Raw genomic sequence first — 26,010 nt, 5'->3', positions numbered from 1 at the left:
CAGATGATTCACTCGTTTAGCGGTGAACAGCGCTTCATACGACTTCACGTCGCACACCCCAGGTTTGGTTGGGTACACCGTTGTTGAGCTAACCATAATGAGCTTCTTAACGTTTGCCTTCTGACAAGCTTTGGTTAGCTGTTTCCAGTAATCGGCATACTGTTGGCCTGCACCTTTTCTAAAGCCAGGAGGGAAGCTACCAATCACAATCTCGGCATTATTTTCGAGTAACAGCGAATAAAGTTGACCGACAGTTTGTTCTGCCTGTGATGAGTCAAACCGAAATACTTCACATGGAATACGCTCACGGCCAATCGCGTCAGCTCCTGCTTGGGTCGTTTTCGTAACCACCACTCGGTTACCATGTTTCTCTAGATGCTCAGATAAAGGTGCACCTACCCATCCCGCACCGACTATAAATATAGAAGCCATGTGTTCCTCACAACTGTAAGTTATGGATTTACAATAATATCAACCGTAGTAACTAACGGGTCACCAGGCTATTTTGTACGCTATTGTTGCTTAGTCAATTACTGTGATTGGTATAAGCCTAACAAACCTTTGCCCAAAAATGAAAAAACTCCACGGCCGAGGCAAGTGGAGTTTTTACTGGAACAATGGAGCTTTAGTTTAGTACGCGAATAAGCTTGTCTGCGCGCTCAGCCATCTCAATACCTTCATCAGTTAGGTAACCGCCGTCTGGTTGAGTACAAAGATTCTTTTCGAATAGACGCTTAACGGCGTCTTGAGTTTCTTGAGCAGCCTCTTGATGAACTTTAATCCCAGTAGCGGCGCTACTTACATCAAATTGAAGAAGGAGGTTTAAATCAGCAATATGTTCAGCGTTGTACTTCATAATTAACCTATATTGATAACGTTCTCTATCTTCACCTTAGTGTGCATTCTCAGCTCAATCAATAGTAAATAAAAAGAATTGATAAGTGACACGAAATTGGGTAATTAATCGACGATTGGTGGGTTTATTTTGGTGATGTTGGGTTATTTTTGCTCGGTTGAGTCATCGGTGATGTTTATTGCTAAGTGGTTGTAATATATTGAGGCTAGAAATATATTGCATTGAGCGAATATTGTATAAAAAAGGATATGCATCAGTGAGAGCGAATAAAGTAGCATTAGTTGTTAGTATGCTATTTGCTATCGCAGGGTGTCAGAGTACACCTTCAGAGCAGACAGAAGCGAATCAAACCACAAATAACAATAATGGGTCAACAGTCGAGATCCGTTCTTTTCATTCTGTCGAAAGCGTTTACTCCGAGTGGGAAGCGAAGCTTGAAGACTATGCACAGTTGTCTCTCTATGCTCCAGAGAATTACAATGAACTGTTAGACGCATGGGATGATGCTGAAAGCATTTATGCGGACCTAATAAAAGATAAGTCTCGGCTCACTAAGAGTTATTCGATTTTTTCGAGTTTAACGTATGCCGAAGCTTTTGATGAAAAAATTGCTTTGATCAAATCAAACTATGACTCGATTTTAGTATTAAAGATAAAAGCTGATCGAGTACTTGCCGATTCGATAGCGCAAATGGAGTACCTTAAGTTTCTTGGTGCAGATACCATGTTTACATCGCGCTATAAGAAGTTGTATTCAGAATACAGCGAATTATTTGAATACGTACTCGTTGATGAACTTGAAGACGCTCAAGAAGCGCAGGTGGAATTTCTCAATAATGCTCGCTTATTAGAAATAAAAGTCGCGCATAAGAAATACATCGAACCTTTGAAGGACCAATTAGAGTTCTTAGAGGATGAAGACTTTGATGACGTTGTTCCACTAACGTTTGCTAAAGCGACTTCTCGAATCGTGTTGGCCGAAAATCAAGTGAAAGCAAGCCCACGTGAAAAGTCTATTATTGAAGACGCGGTTCACGCTGCGGAGTTTGAGTTGAACCACGTGCGCAGTGTCGCTCATGAAGTAAAAATGCTTGCGAGCGTGAAAGGGGATAAGTTCGAACAATCCGTTTTGAATGCTGAGAATCAGCTGTTAAGCATTTCACAAGTCGTGAATGATGAAGATTACCGCGATGTTGGGTTGCGTCAACAATCGCAGAAGATTGTAGAGAGCGTTAAAGCACTAAAGAGCTTAGACATGACCTCGTTGTTAAAATCTGAGATCGAAGCTTTGACCGAGCAGTTAGCTAAGTTAGAAAGTCAGAATCAGCAGCAGGTACAACAACTGTCTGAGGCGACCAAACATAATGAGCTGTTAGATGAGCAGATTACCAAAAGTGATGATCATATAAAAAGCTTGGAAGAGTTGGTGGACAGTTTGAAAAGCTTAGGTGGTAAAATGGCCAATGAAAGCGATGCTGACGTAGTACCTTCTAATGTTGAATCTAACCTTAAAGATGCGGCTTTAGAGCAATCATCAGAAGAAGAGGTTGAACCTTCGGTTTAGCATAACTAATTTTGTGTATTTGTTGTGATTGAGTTGAAAGCGCCTAATGGCGCTTTTTTATTTGTGGAAAACTTACTTCTTTATCTCTCTAATGATCATTTAAAGACTCAACAGCGCTAATCAAGATGCGGACATATGTCTTTGAAATCAAGCAAGGTTCAATAACAATGATCTTTCCAGTGGTTAAAATGGACAAAAAAGGATCGTGGTGTTTTTGGTTATCCACAATTTCTGTGGATAACCTGTATCAAATTCAGTGAGTAACCAGTTTCTTGATTAGGGGAAGGTCATTGCTCTGGCTTTACCTGAGCAAGGACTCGACCTTCTTTTGTTAAAGTAGTCTTCAATGAAAGGTGAAGAGCCAGTGCCAGAGAGCAGCTCATCATCACGAAAATCGCCAGCATGATCATCAGTTGATATTTAATCGCGATCATTGGCGAAGCGCCACCCAAAATCTGGCCTGTCATCATTCCAGGTAGTGTCACTAAGCCTGTGGTCGCCATAGAGGCCATGATTGGAGACATCGCTTTCTGTATCGCATTGCGCATAAAAGGTGCAGCAGCATAGGTTGGAGACGCGCCTAATGCGATTGCCGCTTCATATTCTGATTTCTGCGTTTCAAAAGCACCAAACAAATTCTGCAATGCCACTATATTACTACTTAAACTATTACCCAGTAACATACCTGCAATGGGGATAAGGTATTGCGCGTTGAAAACAGGTGTCGGCTGAATGATGAAAAAGCAAATAAACAAGACAATAGGAACACAAGTGACTGTAAGGCTCACAATGACCGGTGCTAAAAGTAGGTTCTTAGGTAGCTTCGACTTTTCAACAATCGAGCTCGCTCCCACTATGATCATAACGAGTAACCACAACAAATTGATCCACAAGCTGTTTAAAGTGAACAAATACTCTAAGTAGAGACCGACAAGAAATAGCTGCACAACCATCCGAGTAATACTAATAGTAGCTTCTTTGCCTAGACCGAGTCTCAGCTTTTGATTGATGGCAAAGGGTAGTATGAGAAGTAAACTGAATAGCAACAACTGCCACCAAGATATATCAATAACGTCTTGCATAATACTTCCTTTTAAGTAGATCTCCATCATATCTGAAAGTGCCAAATGATGCATTTCAGCTTCAAATCTATCGATTAAAATCGCTCAATTATTTAACAACCAGAGTACAAAATATGGGTCGTTTTAGGATTTTTTAGCTACCACTTAGTAGGTAACTTGTTAACGGTTCATATAATTTTGTTTCTTAATTGTTGGTATTTAACAAATCTAACACATGCTTAATTTTTCATATTTGTTAATACTTTTTAATAACTTTGATTAACTAAAAACAAGTTTGGATGAGCTCAAAAAAGTATTGATTAGTAAGGCTAATAAGGAGGTATTTGATTGAACCCTACTTTATGTATGGTTTAAGATTTGTTGTTAGATACGTAATAACTTTAGCTTCTTAGAATGGGCTACTCGAAATTACTAGATACAAAATAGGCAGAATGTATGAGTGATGTTAATAAAATTAAAACTGGCGAAAAACGCTCGTTGGAGTGGAAGTCTTTCCTCTTCATCGCGGTGGTTCTCTTTCCAATATTAAGTGTGGCTTTTGTAGGCGGTTATGGCTTCCTAGTTTGGGCATTGCAAGTGTTTGTATTCGGACCTCCTGGTGCTCATGGCGGCATGTAATGCACTCTAGTAACAACATTTTTGAAATCAATATTTAAGAGAGCTAAACATGAAATCATTTTTAGTGAAATTATGGCGCACAATGACTCGCCCAGCAGTACACATCAGTCTTGGTGTGCTAACCATGGGTGGCTTTATCGCCGGTGTTATTTTTTGGGGTGGTTTTAATACTGCGTTAGAAGCAACCAACACAGAAGAATTCTGTGTAAGCTGTCACACCATGCGCGACAATGTGTACGTAGAACTGCAAGAAACAGTTCACTGGAAAAACACATCTGGTGTACGTGCCACGTGTCCTGACTGTCACGTTCCACATGAATGGACAGCAAAAATTGCTCGTAAGATGCAAGCATCTAAAGAAGTATTCGCTCAGGTATTTGGTGACTTAGATACCCCTGAAAAATTTGAAGCTCGCCGTATCGAACTGGCTAAACACGAATGGGATCGTTTCTCTTCGAACAAATCTCTAGAATGTAAGAACTGCCATAACTACGATTCGATGGACTTCGATAACATGCGCCCAACAGCGCGCATCCAAATGAAGAACGCCGCTGAGCGTGATCAAAGCTGTGTTGATTGTCACAAAGGTATTGCACACAACCTTCCATTAGATATGGAATCGGCAAGTGGTATCGTTGGTGAGCTTGAGCAAGTTGCGGGTAGCACGTCTTATTCTGAAGGTAATGAGGTTATCTCAATCCGTCACCTTCCAATGTACACGGATGAAACGGCTGAAGTTGAAGCGGGCCTGCTCAGCCCAGCTAGTAAAGTAGCCGTGATCGATGAAAAAGGCGACATGATCAAGATTCAAATCGACGGTTGGCGTAAAGCCAAGGGTTTCGGGCGTGTCATCCAAGAAGACTTCGGTATGAACATCTCAACCGCGATCTTGACGAAAGATGTCTCGCAAAGTGACGTAATCACTGTTGGTGAGAAGAAAGAAGATGAGCTAACGGGCCTACCGTGGGAGGAAGTTAACCTAGCACTTTGGATGAAGAAAGAGTCTATGGTTGATGATTTCGGGCCAATCTGGAACGCTGCTGGTCAAGCGTATCAAACCAACTGCTCAACTTGTCACTCACAACCTGATGAAGCTCACTTTAGTGCTAACAGTTGGGTAGGCATGCTAGATGGTATGATCGCATTCGTTAACTTCGATACAGATACAGAAGCACTTGTTCTTAAGTATCTACAGAAGCACTCATCAGATTTTTCTGAAGGCCATCACTAATAAGACGTCAATTGGAGTAACACAATGGCAATTACAAGAAGAAGTTTTCTGAAAGGTGTCGCTACTACAAGTGCGGCATCCGTTATTGGTCCAAGCTTATTGGCGTCAGCGTCGGCTTCAGCAGCAGAAACTGATGGTACGTGGAAAGTCTCTGGTTCTCACTGGGGGGCATTCCGAGCTCGTGTTTATGCGGGTAAAGTACAAGAAATTAAGCCTCTCGAAATCGATCAACATCCAACGGAGATGTTGAAAGGTATCAAAGGTATTATCTACAGCCCATCTCGTGTGCGTTACCCAATGGTTCGCCTAGATTGGTTGAAGAAGCACAAGTACAGCGCAGACACGCGTGGTAACAACCGCTTTATTCGTGTGACTTGGGACGAGGCACTGGACCTTGTTTACCGCGAATTAGAGCGCGTACAGAAAGATTACGGTCCATGGGCGCTTCACACGGGTCAAACTGGTTGGAGACAAACAGGTCAGTTCCATAGCTGTACTAACCACATGCAACGTGCAATGGCACTTCACGGTTACTCTGTGAAGAAAATCGGTGACTACTCAACAGGTGCTGGTCAAACGATCATGCCTTACGTACTAGGTTCTACTGAAGTTTACGCACAAGGTACATCTTGGGAACTTATCCTAGAAAACAGTGACAACATTGTTCTTTGGGGTAACGATCCAGTGAAAAACCTGCAAGTAGGTTGGACATGTGAGACTCACGAGTCGTTCGCATACCTAGAACAGCTGAAAGAAAAAGTTGCTAAGAAAGAGATCAACGTTGTTTCTGTTGACCCTGTTAAAAACAAAACAGGTCGTTATCTAGAAAACGAGCAAATGTACATCAACCCACAAACTGATGTGGCGTTCATGCTTGGTGTTGCTCACGTTCTTTACAACGAAGGCCTATACGACAAGAAGTTCATCGAAACTTACTGTCTAGGTTTTGAAGACTTTATCAAGTACGTTCAAGGTGAAACGAAAGATAAAGTTGAGAAGACACCAGAATGGGCTTCCGCTATCTGTGGCGCAAGCGCGGACTCAATTCGTGATTTCGCTAAGATGCTGGTTAACGGTCGTACACAAATTCTTGTTGGTTGGAGTATTCAACGTCAAGAGCACGGTGAACAGCCTTACTGGATGTGTGCCGTTATTGCAGCAATGGTTGGCCAAATTGGTCTACCTGGCGGTGGTATTTCTTATGGTCACCACTACTCAGGTATCGGTGTATCTTCAACTGGCTTCGCTGCTCCGGGTTCATTCCCGCTGAACATCGACCAAGGTCAATCGCCTAAGCACACTAACACTGATTACAACGGTTACAGCCGCGTAATTCCTGTTGCTCGCTGGGTAGATAGCTTGTTAGAGCCTGGTAAGAAGATCAAAGCGAACGGTTCTACGGTGACGCTACCAGATATCAAGATGATGGTATTCAGTGGTAACAACCCGTGGCACCACCACCAAGATCGCAACAAGATGCGTAAAGCATTCAAGAGCCTACAAACTGTAGTGGCTGTTGATTTCGCTTGGACTGCAACTTGTCGTCACTCTGACATCGTGCTTCCAGCATGTACTCAGTGGGAGCGTAACGATATTGATGGTTACGGCGCATACTCTGGTCGTGGTTTGATCGCGATGCACAAGCTAGTGGATCCTCTGTTCCAGTCTAAGACTGACTTCGAGATCATGTCTAGCCTGACTAAGCGTTGGGGGCGTTACGACGATTACACGCGTGGTATGGACGAAATGCAGTGGGTTAAATCACTGTACGACGAATGTCGCGCTTCAAATGAAGGCAGCTTCGAAATGCCTGAGTTTGCTGAGTTCTGGGAGAAAGGTTTCCTAGACTTCGGTAAAGGTAAGCCATGGACTCGTCACGCTTCATTCCGTGAAGATCCAGAGATCAACGCACTAGGTACACCTTCTGGTTTCATCGAAATCACAAGCCGTACTGTTGGCAACATGGGTTACGAGCACTGTCAAGAACACCCAATGTGGTTCGAGAAATCTGAACGCTCACACGGTGGTCCAGGCTCTGACAAACACCCGTACTGGCTACAATCTTGTCACCCAGACAAGCGTCTTCACTCTCAGATGTGTGAGTCTGAAGAGTGGCGTGCGACTTACGCAGTACAAGGCCGTGAGCCAATCTACATCAACCCAGTAGATGCTAAGAAGAAAGGTATCAAAGATGGCGATGTAGTACGTGTGTTCAACGACCGTGGTCAACTGCTAGCGGGTGCTGTTCTAATGGATAGCTATGCTCCTGGTGTTGTTCGTATCGAAGAAGGTGCTTGGTATGGTCCGATCAACGAGAAAGTGGGCGCGTTAGATACATACGGCGATCCAAACACACTAACTCAAGATATTGGTACGTCTGAACTTGCTCAAGCAACGTCAGCAAACACGTGTTTGGTTAACTTCGAGAAGTTCCAAGGCAAATTGCCTCCAGTAACTTCATTCGGTGGTCCAATCGAAGTTTCTTAAGTCTTGTACCTAAGAACCAAGATTAAAGCTTGAATTAAGCCCCTGTAAGTACTCTTACAGGGGCTTTTTGTATTTTAGATGTCTGTGTTGGTGTTTCTAAATAAGCATTGTACAGGGCTAATAGAGGGCATTTTTGATACAGGCTGTAACGTGCTGTTTGAGAGCAGTAGTAGAAACAGTGAAGCAGGAAGGGAAGGGAAAAAAACTGTGGAAAGACTTAGGCTGACGGGAACAAAAAGGCCGATACAAAGTACCGACCTTACAGAAGCCTATGGAGTTAAATCTACTCAAGTTAGATCTCAAACATAAACCAATAACCGTATGCACAAATCAAAGCGGGGACACTGGAGTACACCGTCGCGACAAGCGCTGCTTTAGGTGCCATCGCAATCGCAGGAAATAATGCGTCACCGTCGTTAGAAATGGCGTTACCTACCTGAGCCGAAAGTGGCAGTGCGCCGGAAAGGTACAAGCTAGTGACCAATAATTGCGGCCCACAGCCCGGTAGCAATCCCATCAATACGCCCGCGAGGGGGAGCATGATCCCCCAACTTGAAAATAGCGTCGTAAAGTCCACATTTGCTAGCACTGAGCCAAATTCAAAGAAAAGAAAGGCAACCACCACCCATGCAGTAACGAAGTTAGTATCTTGAGCCGTTTTTTGTAGTGGATGAGAGCCTACACACTTCTCGTCTTCACTTACGACTGATTTGTAATCTTCAATTTCACGAGTCAGTCCCCATAGAAACATCGAGCTAATCAGCAAAATAGTTCCTGCCCATTCCATCGACATTTCGGGCAAAGCGAGCAACTCATTCACATCCACTTGAAAAGAGCCAAGTAGCGCCACTGCAGCGCCAGGAATAATCAGTACAGACCATAGGTAGCCCTGTAGGTTGATCGCTTTTTTAGAAACAGCTTCTTTGTCTTGGGATTGAGATGAGCAACTGAGAACTGCTTCATTTTGTTCAGCCTGTTTTGGGCGTAAAAAATCATCCGCATGGAACAGGTTAATGACTCTGCCTGACGCTGTACCGACAATCACGCCCATTGCCATCATGGCTAAACCTGTTTTAGGTTCGCTCGCGATTAATAGGAAGGCGGCATCACCCATGGTGGAGACAAGAACGGCAACAACCGCACCAAACCCGAGCTTACCGGATATAAATTGCGTAGTAACGACTATCGCACCACCACAACCAGGTAATGCACCCATTAGCGCAGCAAACACCACTTGATTCGAACGAGATTGATGGACGAGTTTATTGAAGACGTTATCTTTGTTGATGTACAGGCTTAACCAGTGGTAAATAGCCAAGGTTAAAGCGACATAACAAGACACCGCCCAGAAAGCATCTGACAAGGTGGTGACCGTCAATTCTCGCGTGGCAGGAACCGCGACTAAAGCTGAAAGTGAGATAGGCAAAAGCAGGCGCTTAAATGACAGTGAAAACTGAGTTGTTTTCGCAGCGCTACTGCTTGGCAAAAAAGAGATTAGTCGATCCATAGGTGTTACTCAAAATTAGTGGCTTAAGATAAATATATACGAATGATAATAATTATCAATTGCATTTGTTGTTTTTTTATCTATTGTTACTATTGGCTAAATCCACGAAACATGACCAATCTAAAAAAATGAGGTAAAGTATGGCTAATAAAGAGAGGCTCTAAAGGTAGAGTCATAATTGTTAGTGTAATAGGAAGAAACATGATTTTAGTTGTTGGTCACAAAAACCCTGATAGTGACAGTATTTGTAGTGCGTTAGTTGCAACTGAGCTTCTTAAAGCTCGTGGCGAGGAAGCGACACCAATTCGCCAAGGCGAGATCAACCGCGAAACTCAACACATTCTTGAAGTCGCTGGTGCTGAAATGCCAGAACTTCGTACTTCTGTTGCTGGTGAGAAAATCTGGCTAGTAGACTACTCAGATCTAGCACAAGCACCAGATGATGTTGCTGAAGCAGAGATCGTAGGTATTGTCGATCACCACCGTCTAGGCGACGTGATGACAGTAAACCCAATGGAAGCTTGGATCTGGCCTGTTGGTTGTACAAACACTGTACTTTTCAACATGTTCAAGATTGAAGGCCACGCTATCTCTCAACAAATCGCTAAACTAATGATGTCTGCAATTCTTTCAGACACAGTTGGTTTTGCTTCTCCAACATGTACTCAAAAAGACAAAGACGCTGTTGCTGAGCTTGCTGAAATCGCTGGCGTAACTGACGTTGATGCATTCATCAAAGCGCTTCTAATCGCTAAGACAAACATCGAAGGCCTATCTGCTGCACAGCTAGTAGAAAAAGACCTTAAAGGCTACCCATTCAACGGTCGTGATGTTGTTGTTGGTCAAGTTGAACTTGCGACTCTTGAGCAAGTAGACGGCATGATCGAAGCTTTAGAAGCTGATCTTGAAGAGCGTTGTGAGAAAGACGGTCTAGCATTTGCTGCGGTAATGCTAACTGACATCACTACTGCGCAAACTCGCCTTCTTTACAAAGGTGAGTGGGCTGAGAAATTGGTTAAGCACGAGAAAGACGGCGTATTGATGATGGAAAATACACTAAGCCGTAAGAAGCAAGGCTGGCCTTGGCTGCAAGGTGAGCTTGTTTAATCAAGTTACTTAATAATAAACGCCTGCTACTTTAGCAGGCGTTTTTCTTTGAAGTAGATTTTCTTCTTCATCGATAATGTTTGAAGTTAAAAGCACTCGGCATAGAATAGCTTTGAGAGCAAAGTTACTGACTAAAGTAGGAAATTAAGATGACTACACAGCTAGACGATAAAAAAATCGCTGAAATTAATAAGTATACGGGTGAGCAACGCCTGAAATACTGTGTGAAAGAAATCGTAGCGAACCGTGAAGTATGGATCTTAACCGATGAACACGGTTGTGTAATGCTAAACACAGAAGACGAAGACTGTGTTCCAGTATGGCCAAATCAAGAGTTTGCTGAGTCTTGGGCTACGGGGGATTGGTCTGAATGTAAACCTGAGTCTATCTCGTTGAATAAATGGCATAGCCGTTGGACTAACGGTTTAGAGGAGGATGAACTTGCTGTGGTGGTATTCCCGAACGAACAAGAAGAGGGTGTTATCTTGTTCCCTGATGAGTTCGACTTCGAATTGAAAAAGCAGGCTGCTAAGCGCTAGTTCTTTCGTAATACAGTAACATCGTAAGTCAGCGTTGCCTTTCTTAGGCAGCGCTATCATTCAATTATCCAATTTAAGTTGCTTCCAACTTATTTTCGTCAATACCCAATCAACTGATACAACGGCGCTTGCTGTGCGGCTTTAGAAGCTTGCTGAAGCACACCTGTTTTGCTGTATCTCTTGAGTATCTTTCGAACGATCGGTTTTACTTCAGGTTTTGTCATTCCAGCTATCAATTCTGGTTCATACAGTAGTTGCAGTAGCACCACATCTAAGGGTGATAATAAGTCTTCTGGTGTGTGGTCGTTGAAAATAGAAGGGTAGGCTTTATCTGAATCATTCGGTAGGCCGAGAACCTGTGTGATCTCTTCTACGATACAGGCGACCAGCTTACCCCGTGACCTTGCTTGATCAACAGGAATAATAACCCCAGCGTAAACAATCTCACCTTTAGAATTGGTTCGATAGCCCGCCGTGCAGATGGCGCTATTTAAATGCTGAGTTGATTTGAGCTTGAGCACCGATTTCGCCTCAGATACCCACTGACTCTGCCTCGTGTATATCCATTTAACGTTCGCTTCGGACTCTTTACTGACGATTGTTATCGGATGCTGGGTGACTTCAGATAAGTGTTGGATATGAAGCTCTGTGAGCTCTTGATGCAGTTCCTCATCGCCGACTCGGTGATCGACCCATATGTTGATTGGCTGTTTCCATTTGGCGAGAGGTTTATTACCCTGGGAGTATTCATGTTGGAGCGCAACATCGTAAAATGCATTTTCGACAAACGTTTTATCAAGCCAAGTCAGCGGAGTGCTGACAACGTTGAAAGAAAGCAATGTGAATAGGGGAAATACCAAGAATAGGAGTGGTGCGAAAATTGAAGTTCGTCTCAGCACGTGTTTCTCCTCTTTGAGGTCAATATTGAATCTGTTCTCCCACCTCTCAATTATGGTAGAGATGGGAGCTTAGGCGATAAGCTAATGATTGGGTGCTTTGAAGAAGTGGCTTTCCACTAACCTTTGTGTGATCTGATGGCTTGGATTGGTTAAGACTTCATGTGTATCACCAGCTTCAACCACACTACCTTCGTGCATGACGATGATCTTATCGGTGATGTGTTTAATGATACCTATGTGCTGAGATACGTACACAAACGATACCCCCATTTCTTCTTGCAGCTCTAAGAATAGGTTAATGATCTGAGAGCGCATGGCCATGTCTAAACCATTCAACGCTTCATCTGCCACAATGATGGATGGCTGAAGTATCAAGGCTCGAGCTAAACAAACCCTCTGCTTTTGACCCGCAGCCAGCATTTGTGGGTAAAAATAAGCATGTTCAGGTAAGAGGCCAACTCGTAATAGTGTGTCTCTCACACGGCGCATACGTGCTTCTGGCGGCATGTTAGTGTTTCTTTTTAACGGACCTTCAAGAATGAGGCCAATCTGAATTCGCGGGTTTAGTGATGTGTTCGGATCTTGGAAGATCATTCGAATCAGTTTACAGCGAGTTGAGTAGTCTTTGTGCTCCAGCTTTTCACCATTCACACGAATTTCGCCCCCTGTTGGCTCAACCATGCCTGCCAGCATTCGCGCCAATGTTGATTTACCAGAGCCATTTTGACCGATAAACCCAATGGTTTGGCCAGCTTCAAGAGTGAAACTTACAGGTTTAACTGCCTGGTGAATCTTTTTACGGAAAAGACCGGAGCGTGTTGTAAAGTCTTTAGATAATTCATTGACTTCTAATAAAGCACTCATGATTTCTTTTTCTTCTCCATATTTAGAGGAAAATGACAATTAAACTTATGGCTTTTAATACGTTTGGTGTAAGGAATCTCAACACATTGCCTTTGTGCGTAGGGACAACGAGGGCCCAATCGGCAACCGATAGGAAGATGCTGTAGTGGAGGGATAGACCCCGGTAGTGATTGCAACTTCTCTTTATGCGGTATCCAATCGTTGAAATCTGGCATCGCTTTAAGCAAAGCAACCGTATAGGGATGCTTAGGCGCATCTAGTAACTTCTGGGTATCTGCAGACTCGACTGATTGGCCACAGTACATGACGGTAATACGAGTTGCCCATTGTGTAATGGTGGTTAAATCATGGCCGATTAGCACGATGGTCGTGTTATTGAGCTGGTTCATTCGGCTCAATAAGCGCAATATTTGAGACTGTGTAATTGGGTCTAAATCGTTGGTCGGTTCATCAGCGATTAATATTTTTGGTTTAGCCGCAATCGCCATGGCTATCATCACTTTTTGACACTGACCATCGGTAAGCTCATAGGAATAACTGTCCATCAAGCGAGAGTGATCTTTGATACCGACTTTATGAATTAAGGTGATAGCTTGTTTCTTACGCCACTTAAACCTTTGCCACCATTTTCCTTCAAATGAATGGGAAGGGATTGATTCGATAAGTTGACGACCGACTTTTTCCGAAGGGTCGAGACAAGAAGATGGCTCTTGAAAGATCATTGCGATATCGCGTGCAATCACCCTGCGCCGTTCTTTGGGCGTCAGTTGCAAGAGATCAATATTACCAAGACGCATTCGATCGGCAGATACCTTCCAGTTCTCTTTACAAACGCCAACAATCGCTTTTGCAACCAAACTTTTACCTGAGCCGGACTCTCCTACGAGACCACGAATTTCCCCTTCGTTAAGAGTAAGGCTCATGCGGTCAACTGCTTTAACAAGCCCTTGAGGGGTTTCAATTTCGATAGTCAAATGTCGAATATCAAGTAACGGCATTATTCGATTCCTGCGTTTAAAGCTTGGCGAACACCTTCACCTACAAGGTTAATAACAATAACAGTAAACATAATCGCTAAACCAGGCAGGGTTACTGTCCATGGTGCTAAGTAAATAAGCTCAACTGAATCACCTAAGATAGCCCCCCATTCAGTGCTTGGAGCTTGTGCTCCTAAGCCTAAAAAGCCGAGCGCTGTGATGTCGAGGATTGCTACCGACAATGCGAGTGTTATTTCAAGCGCAACCACGGTAAGAATATTCGGAACGATTGAATTCCATAATAGATAAAAGTTGTTCGCACCATCAAGGCGAGAAGCCAGAATATAGTCTTTCTCAACCTCTGCATGCACCGCAATGTAAACAGAGCGAATAAAGCGTGGTATCAGTGCCAAACAGAGTGCGAGGAATATATTAAATTCACCAAAGCCAAGGAATGCTACGAAAATAATGGCGAGTAGCAAAGATGGGATTGACATCACTGTATCTAGCAAGTGATTCAAAGTACTTGATAGGAGGCCGCGCGTCATCCCCGCGAATACACCAATCAAACAACCGATCACAGCAGCAATGAAGGTAATAATAACAGCGGCACCAAACGTCAACTGTGAGCCAATGATGAGACGCGAAAGGATATCTCGCCCTAAGTCATCAGTACCTAAGAAATACTCAACGGTGCCTGTAGGATCCCAAGAGGGTGGGGTTAACAAATGACCTGTTTGCTCTTGAGCATCATGAGGCGCTAACCAAGGTGAAGTAATTGTCACTAGAATGATCAAAGCTAAGCACCACAAGCCAAACATCGAGAGGTTATTCGCACGAAAGCTTCGCCAGAAACGCTCAAACTGGGTTGGTATTTGTTCTTCTTGGTAGATGTTATTTGTTAGCATACCATTCCTTTCTTACCAGAGGATTGATCATCGCTCCCAGTAGATCTGAAAGAATATTAGCGGTCAGAACTAGGGTTGCTACCACGATGACGCCTGCTTGAATAGAAACGTAATCTTGGTTAGATAGGGCATCTAACAACCAACGACCAATACCCGGCCAGTTAAAAATGGACTCTGTAATGATCGCGAGTGTTAACATACTCGACAGTTGAACACCGACTTTTGGAATGATCGGTGGGATTGCATTCCTTAATACGTGCTGCATGACAATTTCTCTCGTCGAAAGGCCTTTAATTCGTGCTGCTCGGATATAGTTTTGTGTCATCACTTCTGCAACCGATGATCTCATCAGTCGGATAACTTGAGTCGTCGGAGCTAATGCCAAAACAAGACAAGGTAAAGCCATGTGTTCAAGAACACTTTGCAGGGCATGGGCTCGATACTTACCTTCTGCAAAGAAAGTATCAATCATCGCAAAACCTGTTACGTGCTCAATCTCATAAAGTAGATCGTATCGCCCCCCGACTGGGAATATTTCAAAATGCAGTGAAAACACCATAATCATCAATAGTGCTACCCAAAACACGGGTGCTGAGTAACCCGCCATGGACGTAAATGAGATGGTAGTATCGACGAACTTACCTTGCCTCATCCCCGCGATAGTGCCAAAAGGAATACCAATAAACAGCGCTAAGATAAAAGCAAAAAAACAGAGTTCTAAAGTCGCGGGAAATACGACAACAAGCTCATCAATGATAGGTACACCATGCTTACTTAAACCAAAATTAAGCGTTGATAACTCTGTGATATAGCTAAGCCAACCGGACCAAAATTCTTGAATTGCCCAAGGTGAGGTTTGATCTAGTCGAAGTAGTGAAAAACCAACTAACGTCAAAATTCCAAGAGTAATAATGAATAGATTTATACGTCTTAATGTATACCAAAACATCAGTCCACCTCTCTTCTGACTTGATCAAAAGGTTGAGCATTGAACGGGCTTTGTTTAAAGCCGGTCAACGAACGATCGTGAACTCTAAATTGTACACCGTGAGCTAGAGGGATCACTGGGACTTCAGCGTTGAGAATGTTTTGGGCTTGTCGATACAAATTCACACGATGCCTTTGTTGATTGATCTCCAACGCCAAGTCCAGAAGAAAGTCGAAATCTGAATTACACCACATAGAGACGTTTAGGCCTGCGCGTTCAGAGCTACAAGAGAGGAGGGGGCGCAAAAAATTATCAGGGTCACCGGTGTTACCTATCCAACCTGTAAGCAGTAAGTCTGTTGATGCTATGGATGATAGTTGAGTACGATCGAAACGGTCGTCGGTATAAAGTTTGAGGTCGATTCCAATATCGGCCAAGTTCGCTTGGATTAGCTCTGCGGTTTTTCTTGGACTTGGATTGTAAGCTCTTGGTTCTAGCGGTACCCACATTGAAAGCTCTAATCCTGGTTCTACTCCAGCTTCTCTAAGAAGAGCGAGTGCATAATTGCGGTCATAGCGAACTTGAATCGTGTCTTTCTGATAAGCCCAAGATGTTGGTGGTAACAACGCGTAGGCTTTAGTCCCCGTACCATAGTACACAGAGTCGAGTATATTTTGACGATTTATGGCCAAATTGAGCGCCTTGCGAACTCGTGAGTCACTTAGTGCAGGGTGTTCAGTATTAAGCGCAATGAAAGAGACATTGACCGCTGGTGTCGCCGTAATCACCAGTTCTTCGTTAGCTTGAATGATTGGGATTTGGCTAGAAATTGGCGAGTTCAGCACGTCACATTCATTACGAAGCAGTTTGGCGAGTGTGCCAGTTCCGCGTTGTGATGTGTCGAACACTACTTGGTCCATTTTTACGCCACCCTTCCAGTACTGTTTGTTCTTTTTCAAGCGTACAAGGTCGTTGATTTGGTATTCATCTAAGTAGAATGGACCGGTGCCAACCGGTTTAGAATCGATTTCATTTTTCTCGTCAGCAGCGAGTAGCTCATTGGCATATTCTTTGGAGTGAATCACCGCATAGCTGGTGGCTATATTATTGAGAAATGAATTGTCTGGACGGCTAAGTTGGAATTTAACTGTTAGGTCATCAACAGCCGTAATATCGACAATTAAGTTTTTGAAATCGATCCCTGCAAACCATGGGTATAGACCGCCACCCACATAATGGAATGGGTTCGAGCTATCAATAACACGCTCAAAACTGAAGACGACATCTTGTGCGTTCATACTGCGAGTCGGGGTAAACCAATCTGTGGTTTGGAACGAAACGTTAGGACGCAGTGTGAAAGTGTATTCCATACCCGTTTTATCGACAGACCAACTTGTTGCTAAGTTCTGTTTTGGTCGATAAGTCATAGGGTCGAGGGTTAGCAGTGTGTCGAAGATTTGAGGGCTCAGCGACTCTGATGTAATTCCACTATCAACCAGCTGTGGGTTGAAGGTAGTAGGATTACCTTGGCCGCAATAAACGAAGCCTTTCTCTCGAATTTTCTCGTGATCCACACTCTCACCACATCCAGCTAAAAAGCTCAGCGTACAGATGCTCAGTGATAGTTTTATTAGTGCATTCATAAAAAGAAATACTTTTCGAAACGAGGCATTAGAAGAGCCTCAAGATCCGCATAATTTAACATTTTATTTATTCTGCTCCAAATAATAATCCTGTGTGGTCAGCTATTTGTCGTTAACCGATCCGACAATCGCGTACTTCCTTACCATACCTCTCAGTTGGTTGTAGGTCAGCCCAAGTAATTCTGCAGCCTGTTTTTGATTGAATTTACTTTGTTTTAAAGCTTGATTGAGTAGCTTAATGTCTTGTTGTTCTTGCCACGCTTTGTAGTCAAGTGGCAGAGGAAATGGCTCTTCAGGTGAAGTATGGTTGCTGGATGGCTCATTGCCAATTTCTTGAGTTGAAACCTGCTCAGTTTGCCATACTGGTTTAAATGGGTTAAACACCAAAGATTCAATAGGATATGGATTTTTACCGTGTTGATAGACTGCTCGTTCAATGACGTTCTTGAGTTCTCTAACATTTCCCGGCCAAGAATAATCTAGCAACGTTTCAACGGCTGAAGTGGTAAAGCCGACAAATAGCTCTAGCTCTAATTCTCGACACATCTTGATGGCGTAATATTCGGCCAGCAATGTGATGTCTTCTTTACGTTCACGAAGCGGTGGGATAGTAATCACGTCAAACGCTAGTCTATCTAATAGATCCGGTCTGAAGTCGCCTTTTAATGCCATATCTGGCAAGTCTGCATTGGTCGCGCATACTAATCTTACGTTCGCACTTAACGCCTTTTGCCCACCCACGCGTTCGTACTGGCCGTATTCAATAACGCGTAATAGTTTCTCTTGAACAGCAAGAGGAGTTGTGGCTAGTTCATCAAGAAACAGTGTACCACCTTCGGCTCTTTCAAAGCGTCCTTGATGACGCCCTTTTGAGCCTGTGAAAGAGCCCGATTCATGCCCAAATAGTTCAGAGTCAATCAACCCTTCACTGAGTGTTGAGCAGTTTAGGGATATCAACGGTTGATCCCAGCGCTTGGACAGGTAATGGAGCCGTTGAGCGATCAGTTCTTTACCAGTACCGCGTTCTCCAATGATCAGAACTGGTCTTTCGATTGGTGCTAATTGAGAAACTTTATCTAAAACTGAGAGAAAGCTAGGTGATTCACCTATGAGGTTCTGCTGCATAGAAAGTCCTTGTATGATTTGAGTGCTATTGGACGTTATCTAGAGTTCTTTATTTAGATATCTTCATTCAGATAACATAAGTTACGTAACTATATTGATTGGCGAAAAATACCAATACTTGGCTAAATTCATCATAGCATGGTTCAAATTAATCACCATTTTATTGTAAGTTACTGATTATATATGGTTTAAGAGTTGGCACGCTACTTGGATTATTTGCAGTAGGTTTAGTAATAAACGTAAATTTGTGAGCAAGTGAATTAGAAGTCGAACAAAGATTTAAAGCACATTTGCCGTCATTGTAATTAAGGAGTTCCTCATGGGTATTTTTTCTCGCTTTGCAGACATTGTAAATTCAAACATCAGTGCACTATTAGATAAGGCTGAAGATCCTGAAAAGATGATTCGCCTGATTATTCAAGAAATGGAGGACACGTTGGTTGAAGTTCGGACTAACTCAGCAAAAGCCATTGCAGACAAAAAGGAACTAGCGCGTAAAGTTGAAGCTATCGAAACGCAGATTTTAGATTGGCAAAATAAAGCGACGCTAGCACTGACGAAACAACGTGAAGATTTGGCTAGAGCGGCGCTGATCGAAAAGCAAAAACTGGAAGATATCCTTAAGAGTCTGCATACCGAACAAACTTTGGTTCATGAAACGATTGAAAAGCTAACCAGCGAGATTGGTAAGCTAGAAACCAAAATCGCCGAGACTCGCGCAAAGCAGCAAGCTTTAATGATTCGTAATAATGCCGCGAGCAATCGTCGTGATGTTCAAAAACACCTGCATTCAAGCAAAACCAACGAAGCAATGGCGAAGTTTGAGCAATTCTCGCGTAAAGTGGATGAATTAGAAGCTGAAGCAGACGTTTACGCAAAAACAGGTAATGCAAAATCTCTAGACCAAGAATTTGCAGAGCTACAAGCTCAAGATGAAATTGAACAAGAGCTAGCGAAACTGAAGCAACAAGTTGAAAACCGCGATAAATAATTTAGGAGTTGTCTATGTCAACATTTCTAATTGCAGGTCCACTGATTGTCTTCTTGATCTTCGTGGCACCGCTATGGTTATTCTTACATTACCGCAGCAAGAAGAAGTCCAGTAACGGTCTTTCTGAAACGGATCTTCAGCGCTTACACAAGCTTTCAGCTCAAGCTGAATCTATGCAAGACCGTGTGAAAACGCTAGAAAAAATACTGGATTCGGAGTCACCTAACTGGAGGCGAAACTATGAGTAAAGAACTGTATCGCGATACGATTAACGGAAAATTGTCTGGTGTGTGTGCAGGGTTAGCGAACTACTTTGGCCTTGAAGTATGGTTGGTTCGTATCTTGGTTATCTCTGCCGCACTGCTTGGAGGCAGCTTCCTCGTTTTACTCGCGTATTTAGCTTTGACGTTCATGCTTGAAAAACAACCGTCCCAGTATGTCGATGAAATGAAAGCCAAGCAAGAGCATACATTGAAGCAAAAACCTTGGGAAAAAGGACAAACAGCCGAGTCTTTATTGGGCACTCTAGAAGGTGATTTCCAGAAGTTAGAGACGAGTGTGCGCAACATGGAAGCCTATGTCACCTCAGATACTTTTAAAGTCGACCGCGCATTTAAGAAAATGTAGTAAAACCTAAAAATATTAGATAATGGTTTGGGACTGCTGATCCTAAACCATTATTATTTTTGATAATTTTGTCTAAATAAATCTTACGATAATTGGTAAGTTACATGTGATTAATCTATGTTATAAAAATATTTATAATTATGGATGATTACCAATGTATAGAGCCTCCGTAGTCCTATTGACAGCCATCGCTGGGTTGTTTGGGTGTGGTAAGGAGCTTCCTCCGGTACCTGAGCCTGATTCTAGGCCCGCCAAACTCTTCACTGTCTCTGTCGGCAATAATGCCTTTGAACGTAGCTTTCCTGCCACCACAGAAGCCGGTAATAAAGCAGTCCTTGCATTCCGTGTTCCCGGGTTACTTCAGACTATTGACGTCACTTCGGGTCAACAGGTTACTAAAGGCGACGCACTTGCAACACTAAATCCAGATGAATATCAGTTGTTAGAGAAACAAGCGAGGGCCAACTTTAAGCTTGCTGATGTACAGTATCAACGTGCGATCAAATTACGTAAAGATCGCGTGGTTTCAGAACAAGATTTCGACCAAGCGAAAGCCAATCACAATTCCGCTAAAGCTGTTCTTAATCAAGCTAAAGCTAACCTGCGTTACACGACCCTAGTCGCGCCTTACGATGGAACAATTTCCATCATTCCAGCTGAAAACCATGAATATATCGCTGCGAAACAAGGTGTCATGAATATTCAAACCAATCAGGTTCTTAAAGTCGTTTTCCTATTACCCGATCAACTTATCTCGCGCTTTTCTTCTGGGTTCGAAACCGACGCAACCATGGTATTTGATGCGTTCCCTGAAAACCCTTACGCTTTAACCTTCCAAGAGGTTGATACCGAAGCGGATCCGAAAACAAGTTCATATAAAGTAACGATGGTGATGGAAAGACCAACCGATATCGGTATTTTGCCGGGCATGTCTGGCACGGTAAATCTCGTGTCTGCTCTCGCTGCGGCAACCAAAATACCACCCTCTGCCATGATAACCGATGGTGATGATGTGTCAGTGTGGCGTGTTAATAATGACGGTATTGTTGAGAATGTGGCAATCGTGATTGATGAAAAACGTCATATTGTCTCTGGGCTGAACGATGGAGACCGTATTGTCACTTCTGGCGTTAATGGTCTTGAACCTGGTGTTAAGGTTCGAGAGTGGGTCAAGGAAAGGGGGCTATAACATGAAAACACTTAAAGTGGCCGCCGGCCTGTCGTGTTTAGCCTTACTGACGGCTTGTGAAGATAAACAAGTGGTAGAAGTGGATAACACGCCCTTGGTTAAAGCCGTCGAGATTTCAGTCATCGATTTTAGCGATAAGCTTTATTTCCCGGCGGTGGCTAATGCTGCAGAGAAAGCCCGCCTTAGCTTTCGTGTCGCTGGAGAAATCAATAAGCTGGATGTAAAAGAAGGTGAGCGGGTTAAAGCCGGAGACATCATTGCTGAGTTAGATCCTACCGATTACCAATTGGATGTAGACAACGCTCAGGCGCGTTACACGGTAATCAACAGCCAATATAGACGTTCAAGCCCGCTCGTGAAGAAAGGGCTATTAGCGAAGTCGCAGTTTGATGAAATCGCCGCGCAACGTCAGATTGCTTATTCTGAATTGGAGCTTGCTAAATTACGGTTATCGTTCACTAAGCTTCGTGCCCCGGTTGATGGGATTATCTCTCGAGTCAGTGTTGATCAATATGAAAATATTCAGGTTGGCCAACAGGTTGTAAATATTCACAGTGTTGAGAATGTGGAAGTGGTTATCCAACTACCTGACCAAATTTATGTGAACCAGCCAAGCGAACAACTTTTATCGAATGTAGAAGCTTTGGTTCGAGTGCCTAGTGGTAATGAATACACGGCGAGTATTAAGGAGTTCACGACTGAACCTGATCCAAGCACTGGGACTTTCACCGTCACACTAGCTTTACCTATGCCAAAAGATGATTTGATTCTTGATGGTATGGCCGTTGATGTCACTTCTAATGGGCGAGATATCGGTTTGGATTTAAAAGCCGGCGTCCTTATTCCGATCGAAGCTGTCTTTAATGCCGATGGTGATGAACTGACTCGTCAAAATTCTTATGTGTGGGTTCTTAATGACGACAAGACAGTTTCGAAACAACAAGTCGTGTTAGGAAAAGCAAACCAGAAAACATTGCAGATAATGAAAGGATTAGAAATGGGGCAGCATGTCGTTGTTGCAGGCGTATCGCGATTGCGAGATGGGATGACAGTGGAAGTATTGTCTCAGGAGACGAACAATGAGTGAAGTAAATAACAAGCCCCAAAATGACGATCAACAGGGTGATGATCAGATCACAGGGGTTGCTTCTTATTTTATACGTAACAAAGTCATCAGCTGGATGTTGTCTCTGATCTTCCTTATTGGTGGTGTTTCTGCATTCTTTGGTTTGGGTCGTTTAGAGGATCCTGCCTTTACTATCAAAGATGCCATGGTAGTGACTTCATACCCTGGGGCGACCCCTCAGCAACTGGAAGAGGAAGTGACTTATCCGCTAGAGAAAGCGATTCAACAGCTTACTTATGTGGATGAAGTGAACTCCATCTCAAGCCGTGGCCTGTCGCAGGTAACGGTAACGATGAAGAATAACTATGGTCCCGATGATCTTCCGCAAATATGGGATGAACTTCGCCGAAAAGTGAATGATCTTAAGGTGGAACTGCCACCCGGCGTTAATGATCCTCAAGTCATCGATGACTTCGGTGACGTTTACGGTATTTTGCTGGCGGTGACGGGGGATGGCTACAGTTACAAAGAGCTGTTGGATTACATTGATTATTTAAGGCGAGAGATGGAGTTGGTTGATGGGGTCAGTAAAGTTTCTGTTTCCGGTCAACAGCAAGAGCAAGTCTTCATTGAGATATCGATGAAACGTATTAGCTCTTTGGGCCTCTCTCCGAGCACGGTATTTAATCTTTTATCGACTCAAAACATTGTATCAAGTGCGGGTGCGGTAAGGATTGGTGATGAGTACATTCGAATTCATCCCACGGGTGAGTTCCAGAATGTTGAACAACTCGGTGATTTAATTTTGACGGAAGGTGGTGCTCAAGGCCTCATCTATTTAAAAGATGTAGCTGACGTCACTCGTGGTTATGTTGAGGTTCCGAGTAATATCATTGGCTATAACGGTAAACTCGCCCTCAACCTTGGTGTCTCATTTGCGCAGGGCGTGAACGTGGTTGAGGTGGGGGAAGCCTTTGATCGACGGCTTGCAGAGCTTAAATATCAACAGCCAGTTGGTATTGACATTTCTGAGGTTTATAACCAACCAAAAGAAGTCGATAAGTCGGTAAGCGGTTTTGTAGTCAGTTTAGGGCAAGCGGTTGCAATCGTGATTGTGGTTCTCTTGTTCTTCATGGGGCTACGGTCGGGTCTTCTGATCGGTTTAATACTGCTGTTGACTGTTTTCGGTACCTTCATTTTCATGCAATACCTCAAGATCGACCTTCAACGTATTTCATTAGGCGCTTTGGTTATCGCCTTGGGGATGCTGGTGGATAATGCCATTGTGGTGGTGGAAGGAGTATTGATCGGCACGCAGAAGGGGCGAACCCGGATGCAGGCCGCCACCGATATCGTTACCCAAACCAAATGGCCATTGTTGGGTGCAACGGTTATTGCAGTCACAGCTTTTGCTCCTATCGGCTTGTCTGAAGATTCAACTGGCGAATACTGTGGCACCTTGTTTACGGTGCTACTTGTCTCGTTAATGCTGAGTTGGTTTACTGCTATCTCAATTACGCCTTTCTTTGCTGACATGTTCTTCAAAGGTCAAAAGGTTGATCCTGATAACGAAGGCAAAGACCCATACAACGGGATGGTTTTTGTTATCTATAAAAACTTCCTTGAGTTCTGTATGAAGCGTGCGTGGCTCACCATGCTCGTTTTGATTATCGGTTTGGGAGCGAGTGTTTATGGTTTTGGTTTTGTGAAACAGGCCTTCTTCCCATCTTCAACCACACCAATGTTCCAAGTGGATGTGTGGATGCCGGAAGGGAGCGATATTCGTGCGACCAACACCAAGCTTAAAGTTCTTGAAAGTTGGTTATCAAAACAGGAGGAAGTTGATCATATCACGACGACGGCAGGTAAAGGTCTACAACGCTTCATGCTGACTTACTCACCAGAGAAAAGTTATAGCGCCTATGGCGAGATAACGGTTCGTGTGAAAAGTTACGAAGTACTTGAAGGGTTGATGCTGCGTTTCCGTGAACATGTAAATGGTCAGTTTCCTGAAATTGACTATAAACTCAAACAAATCGAATTGGGCCCTGGTGGCGGAGCGAAAATTGAAGCACGAATTGTAGGTTCTGATCCAACGGTATTACGTACAATTGCAGCTCAAGTGATGGATATAATGCATGCCGATGAAGGTGCATTTAATATTCGTCATGATTGGCGTGAAAGAACCAAGGTGCTAAAACCTCAGTTCAATGAAAGCCAAGCACGCCGTTATGGTATTACAAAATCAGACGTTGATGATTTCCTCGCGATGTCTTTCTCTGGTAAGTCGATTGGTGTGTATCGTGATGGTACAACGTTGATGCCGATTGTGGCTCGTTTACCAGAAGGTGAGCGTGTCGACATTCGTAACATCGAAGGCATGAAGATCTGGAGCCCAGCATTAAATGAATACATCCCATTGCAACAAGTCACGTTAGGCTACGAGCTGGAATGGGAAGATCCACTGATCATTCGTAAGAACCGTAAGCGCATGCTAACGGTAATGGCCGATAATGACTTGTTGGGTGAAGAAACTGCTTCGACTCTGCAAAAACGATTACAACCACAAATTGAAGCGATTGAGATGCCTCCGGGTTACTCATTGGAATGGGGTGGTGAATATGAATCGTCAGCAGATGCACAGGCGTCACTGTTCACAACCATGCCTCTTGGCTATTTGTTCATGTTCTTGATTACCGTGTTCTTATTTAACTCAGTGAAAGAGCCTTTAATTGTTTGGTTAACGGTTCCGTTGGCGTTAATAGGGGTAACGACAGGCCTGTTAGCCTTGAATACACCATTTGGTTTTATGGCTCTGTTAGGTTTCTTGAGTTTATCGGGAATGCTGCTCAAAAACGGTATTGTGCTGCTGGATCAAATTGAGATTGAAATGAAGTCAGGTAAAGATCCGTACATAGCGGTTGTTGACGCTGCATTAAGCCGTGTTCGTCCGGTATGCATGGCGGCGATCACAACTATTCTAGGTATGATCCCGCTATTGCCAGATATCTTCTTCAAACCAATGGCAGTAACTATTATGTTTGGTTTGGGTTTTGCGACTGTACTGACGCTAATCGTAGTACCTGTGTTGTATCGTCTATTCCATAAGATTAAAGTGGCTTAACGGCAATTAACCTTTGAAATAGTGCCCCTGAATGGGGCGTTATTTTTATATACCGATTGATAAAAGAGAATACAAAAATGGCAGCGAACACATCGGATAGAACCTGCGCATGGGCTCTTAAACATGAACTGGAAAGGGAATATCACGACGCTGAGTGGGGCGTACCTGTTTACGACGACCAAGTGTTGTTTGAATTCATTACGTTAGAGGGGGCACAAGCTGGCCTGAGTTGGATCACGATACTCAAAAAGCGCGAAGGCTACCGTGCCGCATTTGATAACTATGATCTCAACAAGCTAGCCGAACTCAATGAAGACAATGTGGCGAATATCATTGAAAACTTCGATGTGGTTAAGCATAAGGGTAAGATTGCTTCGGTATACAACAATGCGCGAGCAACGCTTGAATTACAGAAAGAGTTCGGCTCTCTTTCAAATGCCTTATGGCAATTTGTCGATAACGAAGTGATTGTGAATCAATGGACCGAGATGTCTCAAGTTCCCGCTTCTACCGAGCAATCTAAAGCGATGAGTAAGTTTTTGAAAAAGAGAGGCTTTAAGTTTGTCGGGGAAACAATCTGTTACGCGTTCATGCAAGCGACCGGTATGGTCAATGATCACTTAGTCGGTTGTCCTCATAAATAAAGTGCTATTTCTTTTGACGAAATAATTGTGAGGC

General features: G+C 43.5%; 24 protein-coding genes. 13 read left to right on the top strand and 11 right to left on the bottom strand.

Features of this window, described 5'->3' with window-relative positions; translation table 11 throughout:
• The coding region (locus tag ACED48_RS15575; protein WP_371726455.1) for an NAD-dependent epimerase/dehydratase family protein at positions 1 to 432 on the bottom strand (432 nt) is incomplete at its 3' end.
• 193 nt (positions 433 to 625) lie between these two features.
• A complete protein-coding gene (locus tag ACED48_RS15570; protein WP_010440041.1) occupies positions 626 to 856 on the bottom strand; it encodes a TIGR02647 family protein in 231 nt (76 codons plus the stop codon).
• Positions 857 to 1,112: 256 nt separating this feature from the next.
• Between ACED48_RS15570 and ACED48_RS15565 the strand changes: the two genes are divergently transcribed.
• The gene (locus ACED48_RS15565; protein WP_017057081.1) at positions 1,113 to 2,420 is read left to right on the top strand and encodes a hypothetical protein; all 1,308 of its coding nucleotides are present in this window, start codon (positions 1,113 to 1,115) and stop codon (positions 2,418 to 2,420) included.
• A 287-nt stretch (positions 2,421 to 2,707) separates the two neighbouring features.
• On the opposite strand, the gene ACED48_RS15560 is transcribed toward ACED48_RS15565, so the two are convergent.
• Positions 2,708 to 3,502, bottom strand: coding sequence for an ABC transporter permease (locus ACED48_RS15560; protein WP_017057082.1), 795 nt, complete (start codon positions 3,500 to 3,502; stop codon positions 2,708 to 2,710).
• Positions 3,503 to 3,937: 435 nt separating this feature from the next.
• Between ACED48_RS15560 and torE the strand changes: the two genes are divergently transcribed.
• From torE to torA, 3 genes are read left to right on the top strand one after another with little or no spacing between them, the layout of a single operon-like run.
• Entirely contained in the window at positions 3,938 to 4,120 is a 183-nt protein-coding gene (torE, locus tag ACED48_RS15555; RefSeq protein WP_017057083.1) for a trimethylamine N-oxide reductase system protein TorE, read from the top strand.
• 49 nt (positions 4,121 to 4,169) lie between these two features.
• On the top strand, positions 4,170 to 5,351 hold the full coding sequence (gene torC, locus ACED48_RS15550; RefSeq protein ID WP_017057084.1) for a pentaheme c-type cytochrome TorC: 1,182 nt from the start codon (positions 4,170 to 4,172) through the stop codon (positions 5,349 to 5,351).
• Positions 5,352 to 5,375: 24 nt separating this feature from the next.
• Positions 5,376 to 7,838, top strand: a complete 2,463-nt coding sequence (torA, locus tag ACED48_RS15545) for a trimethylamine-N-oxide reductase TorA (protein WP_017057085.1) — start codon at positions 5,376 to 5,378, stop codon at positions 7,836 to 7,838.
• Positions 7,839 to 8,130: 292 nt separating this feature from the next.
• Here torA and ACED48_RS15540 read toward each other — a convergent pair whose 3' ends face one another.
• Complete coding sequence (locus tag ACED48_RS15540) at positions 8,131 to 9,345, bottom strand: putative manganese transporter (RefSeq protein ID WP_017057086.1); 1,215 nt, start codon at positions 9,343 to 9,345, stop codon at positions 8,131 to 8,133.
• Positions 9,346 to 9,546: 201 nt separating this feature from the next.
• On the opposite strand from ACED48_RS15540, the gene ACED48_RS15535 reads away from it, so the two are divergent.
• Both ACED48_RS15535 and ACED48_RS15530 read left to right on the top strand, forming a co-directional pair.
• Entirely contained in the window at positions 9,547 to 10,452 is a 906-nt protein-coding gene (locus ACED48_RS15535; protein ID WP_017057087.1) for a manganese-dependent inorganic pyrophosphatase, read from the top strand.
• A 149-nt stretch (positions 10,453 to 10,601) separates the two neighbouring features.
• Positions 10,602 to 10,991 carry a DUF2750 domain-containing protein gene (locus tag ACED48_RS15530; RefSeq protein WP_017057088.1) on the top strand — a complete coding sequence of 130 codons (390 nt, stop codon included), beginning with the start codon at positions 10,602 to 10,604 and terminating at the stop codon, positions 10,989 to 10,991.
• 98 nt (positions 10,992 to 11,089) lie between these two features.
• On the opposite strand, the gene ACED48_RS15525 is transcribed toward ACED48_RS15530, so the two are convergent.
• The 7 genes from ACED48_RS15525 to pspF all read right to left on the bottom strand — a co-directional run bounded on the left by ACED48_RS15525 (position 11,090) and on the right by pspF (position 18,335).
• On the bottom strand, positions 11,090 to 11,890 hold the full coding sequence (locus tag ACED48_RS15525; protein ID WP_017057089.1) for a DUF2927 domain-containing protein: 801 nt from the start codon (positions 11,888 to 11,890) through the stop codon (positions 11,090 to 11,092).
• 81 nt (positions 11,891 to 11,971) lie between these two features.
• Positions 11,972 to 12,754 carry an ATP-binding cassette domain-containing protein gene (locus tag ACED48_RS15520; protein ID WP_017057090.1) on the bottom strand — a complete coding sequence of 261 codons (783 nt, stop codon included), beginning with the start codon at positions 12,752 to 12,754 and terminating at the stop codon, positions 11,972 to 11,974.
• Positions 12,751 to 13,752, bottom strand: coding sequence for an oligopeptide/dipeptide ABC transporter ATP-binding protein (locus tag ACED48_RS15515; protein WP_017057091.1), 1,002 nt, complete (start codon positions 13,750 to 13,752; stop codon positions 12,751 to 12,753). The genes ACED48_RS15520 and ACED48_RS15515 overlap by 4 nt, the downstream gene beginning before the upstream one ends.
• Positions 13,752 to 14,639: a putrescine export ABC transporter permease SapC gene (sapC, locus tag ACED48_RS15510; protein WP_017057092.1), complete on the bottom strand. Its 888-nt coding sequence runs from the start codon at positions 14,637 to 14,639 to the stop codon at positions 13,752 to 13,754. The genes ACED48_RS15515 and sapC overlap by 1 nt, the downstream gene beginning before the upstream one ends.
• The gene (locus tag ACED48_RS15505) at positions 14,626 to 15,588 is read right to left on the bottom strand and encodes an ABC transporter permease subunit (protein ID WP_017057093.1); all 963 of its coding nucleotides are present in this window, start codon (positions 15,586 to 15,588) and stop codon (positions 14,626 to 14,628) included. Before ACED48_RS15505 ends, sapC begins: the two co-directional genes overlap by 14 nt.
• Positions 15,588 to 17,210: an ABC transporter substrate-binding protein SapA gene (sapA, locus tag ACED48_RS15500; RefSeq protein WP_017057094.1), complete on the bottom strand. Its 1,623-nt coding sequence runs from the start codon at positions 17,208 to 17,210 to the stop codon at positions 15,588 to 15,590. The genes ACED48_RS15505 and sapA overlap by 1 nt, the downstream gene beginning before the upstream one ends.
• Before the next feature lie 102 nt (positions 17,211 to 17,312).
• Entirely contained in the window at positions 17,313 to 18,335 is a 1,023-nt protein-coding gene (gene pspF / locus ACED48_RS15495) for a phage shock protein operon transcriptional activator (protein WP_017057095.1), read from the bottom strand.
• Between the two features lie 319 nt (positions 18,336 to 18,654).
• On the opposite strand from pspF, the gene pspA reads away from it, so the two are divergent.
• The 7 genes from pspA to ACED48_RS15460 all read left to right on the top strand — a co-directional run bounded on the left by pspA (position 18,655) and on the right by ACED48_RS15460 (position 25,976).
• Positions 18,655 to 19,326: a phage shock protein PspA gene (pspA, locus tag ACED48_RS15490; RefSeq protein ID WP_017057096.1), complete on the top strand. Its 672-nt coding sequence runs from the start codon at positions 18,655 to 18,657 to the stop codon at positions 19,324 to 19,326.
• A gap of 14 nt (positions 19,327 to 19,340) precedes the next feature.
• Positions 19,341 to 19,574 (top strand): envelope stress response membrane protein PspB, encoded by a 234-nt coding sequence (gene pspB / locus ACED48_RS15485; protein ID WP_017057097.1) that lies wholly within the window; start codon positions 19,341 to 19,343, stop codon positions 19,572 to 19,574.
• On the top strand, positions 19,567 to 19,953 hold the full coding sequence (gene pspC, locus ACED48_RS15480) for an envelope stress response membrane protein PspC (RefSeq protein ID WP_017057098.1): 387 nt from the start codon (positions 19,567 to 19,569) through the stop codon (positions 19,951 to 19,953). Before pspB ends, pspC begins: the two co-directional genes overlap by 8 nt.
• Positions 19,954 to 20,107: 154 nt before the next feature.
• A complete protein-coding gene (locus tag ACED48_RS15475; protein ID WP_017057099.1) occupies positions 20,108 to 21,142 on the top strand; it encodes an efflux RND transporter periplasmic adaptor subunit in 1,035 nt (344 codons plus the stop codon).
• A 1-nt stretch (position 21,143) separates the two neighbouring features.
• Positions 21,144 to 22,229, top strand: coding sequence for an efflux RND transporter periplasmic adaptor subunit (locus ACED48_RS15470; RefSeq protein WP_017057100.1), 1,086 nt, complete (start codon positions 21,144 to 21,146; stop codon positions 22,227 to 22,229).
• On the top strand, positions 22,222 to 25,332 hold the full coding sequence (locus ACED48_RS15465; RefSeq protein ID WP_017057101.1) for an efflux RND transporter permease subunit: 3,111 nt from the start codon (positions 22,222 to 22,224) through the stop codon (positions 25,330 to 25,332). The genes ACED48_RS15470 and ACED48_RS15465 overlap by 8 nt, the downstream gene beginning before the upstream one ends.
• Positions 25,333 to 25,409: 77 nt before the next feature.
• A complete protein-coding gene (locus ACED48_RS15460; protein ID WP_017057102.1) occupies positions 25,410 to 25,976 on the top strand; it encodes a DNA-3-methyladenine glycosylase I in 567 nt (188 codons plus the stop codon).
• Positions 25,977 to 26,010: the final 34 nt, after the last annotated feature.

The sequence above is a fragment of the Vibrio sp. 5S239 genome, assembly GCF_041439575.1.
GTDB classification, from domain to species: Bacteria; Pseudomonadota; Gammaproteobacteria; order Enterobacterales; family Vibrionaceae; genus Vibrio; species Vibrio kanaloae.
Note: the sequence above shows the minus strand (reverse complement) of the source record. Positions and strands in the feature narration are given on the sequence as shown.

Bases quoted from the DNA above. Each gene is read 5' to 3' on its own strand.
- torE (WP_017057083.1), top strand. From the start codon at position 3,938: ATGAGTGATGTTAATAAAATTAAAACTGGCGAAAAACGCTCGTTGGAG.
- ACED48_RS15520 (WP_017057090.1), bottom strand. From the start codon at position 12,754: ATGAGTGCTTTATTAGAAGTCAATGAATTATCTAAAGACTTTACAACA.
- ACED48_RS15465 (WP_017057101.1), top strand. From the start codon at position 22,222: ATGAGTGAAGTAAATAACAAGCCCCAAAATGACGATCAACAGGGTGAT.
- ACED48_RS15470 (WP_017057100.1), top strand. From the start codon at position 21,144: ATGAAAACACTTAAAGTGGCCGCCGGCCTGTCGTGTTTAGCCTTACTG.
- sapC (WP_017057092.1), bottom strand. From the start codon at position 14,639: ATGCTAACAAATAACATCTACCAAGAAGAACAAATACCAACCCAGTTT.
- torC (WP_017057084.1), top strand. From the start codon at position 4,170: ATGAAATCATTTTTAGTGAAATTATGGCGCACAATGACTCGCCCAGCA.
- pspA (WP_017057096.1), top strand. From the start codon at position 18,655: ATGGGTATTTTTTCTCGCTTTGCAGACATTGTAAATTCAAACATCAGT.
- ACED48_RS15460 (WP_017057102.1), top strand. From the start codon at position 25,410: ATGGCAGCGAACACATCGGATAGAACCTGCGCATGGGCTCTTAAACAT.
- pspB (WP_017057097.1), top strand. From the start codon at position 19,341: ATGTCAACATTTCTAATTGCAGGTCCACTGATTGTCTTCTTGATCTTC.
- ACED48_RS15530 (WP_017057088.1), top strand. From the start codon at position 10,602: ATGACTACACAGCTAGACGATAAAAAAATCGCTGAAATTAATAAGTAT.
- ACED48_RS15560 (WP_017057082.1), bottom strand. From the start codon at position 3,502: ATGCAAGACGTTATTGATATATCTTGGTGGCAGTTGTTGCTATTCAGT.
- ACED48_RS15505 (WP_017057093.1), bottom strand. From the start codon at position 15,588: ATGTTTTGGTATACATTAAGACGTATAAATCTATTCATTATTACTCTT.
- ACED48_RS15570 (WP_010440041.1), bottom strand. From the start codon at position 856: ATGAAGTACAACGCTGAACATATTGCTGATTTAAACCTCCTTCTTCAA.
- ACED48_RS15535 (WP_017057087.1), top strand. From the start codon at position 9,547: ATGATTTTAGTTGTTGGTCACAAAAACCCTGATAGTGACAGTATTTGT.
- ACED48_RS15515 (WP_017057091.1), bottom strand. From the start codon at position 13,752: ATGCCGTTACTTGATATTCGACATTTGACTATCGAAATTGAAACCCCT.
- ACED48_RS15475 (WP_017057099.1), top strand. From the start codon at position 20,108: ATGTATAGAGCCTCCGTAGTCCTATTGACAGCCATCGCTGGGTTGTTT.
- sapA (WP_017057094.1), bottom strand. From the start codon at position 17,210: ATGAATGCACTAATAAAACTATCACTGAGCATCTGTACGCTGAGCTTT.
- pspF (WP_017057095.1), bottom strand. From the start codon at position 18,335: ATGCAGCAGAACCTCATAGGTGAATCACCTAGCTTTCTCTCAGTTTTA.
- torA (WP_017057085.1), top strand. From the start codon at position 5,376: ATGGCAATTACAAGAAGAAGTTTTCTGAAAGGTGTCGCTACTACAAGT.
- pspC (WP_017057098.1), top strand. From the start codon at position 19,567: ATGAGTAAAGAACTGTATCGCGATACGATTAACGGAAAATTGTCTGGT.
- ACED48_RS15540 (WP_017057086.1), bottom strand. From the start codon at position 9,345: ATGGATCGACTAATCTCTTTTTTGCCAAGCAGTAGCGCTGCGAAAACA.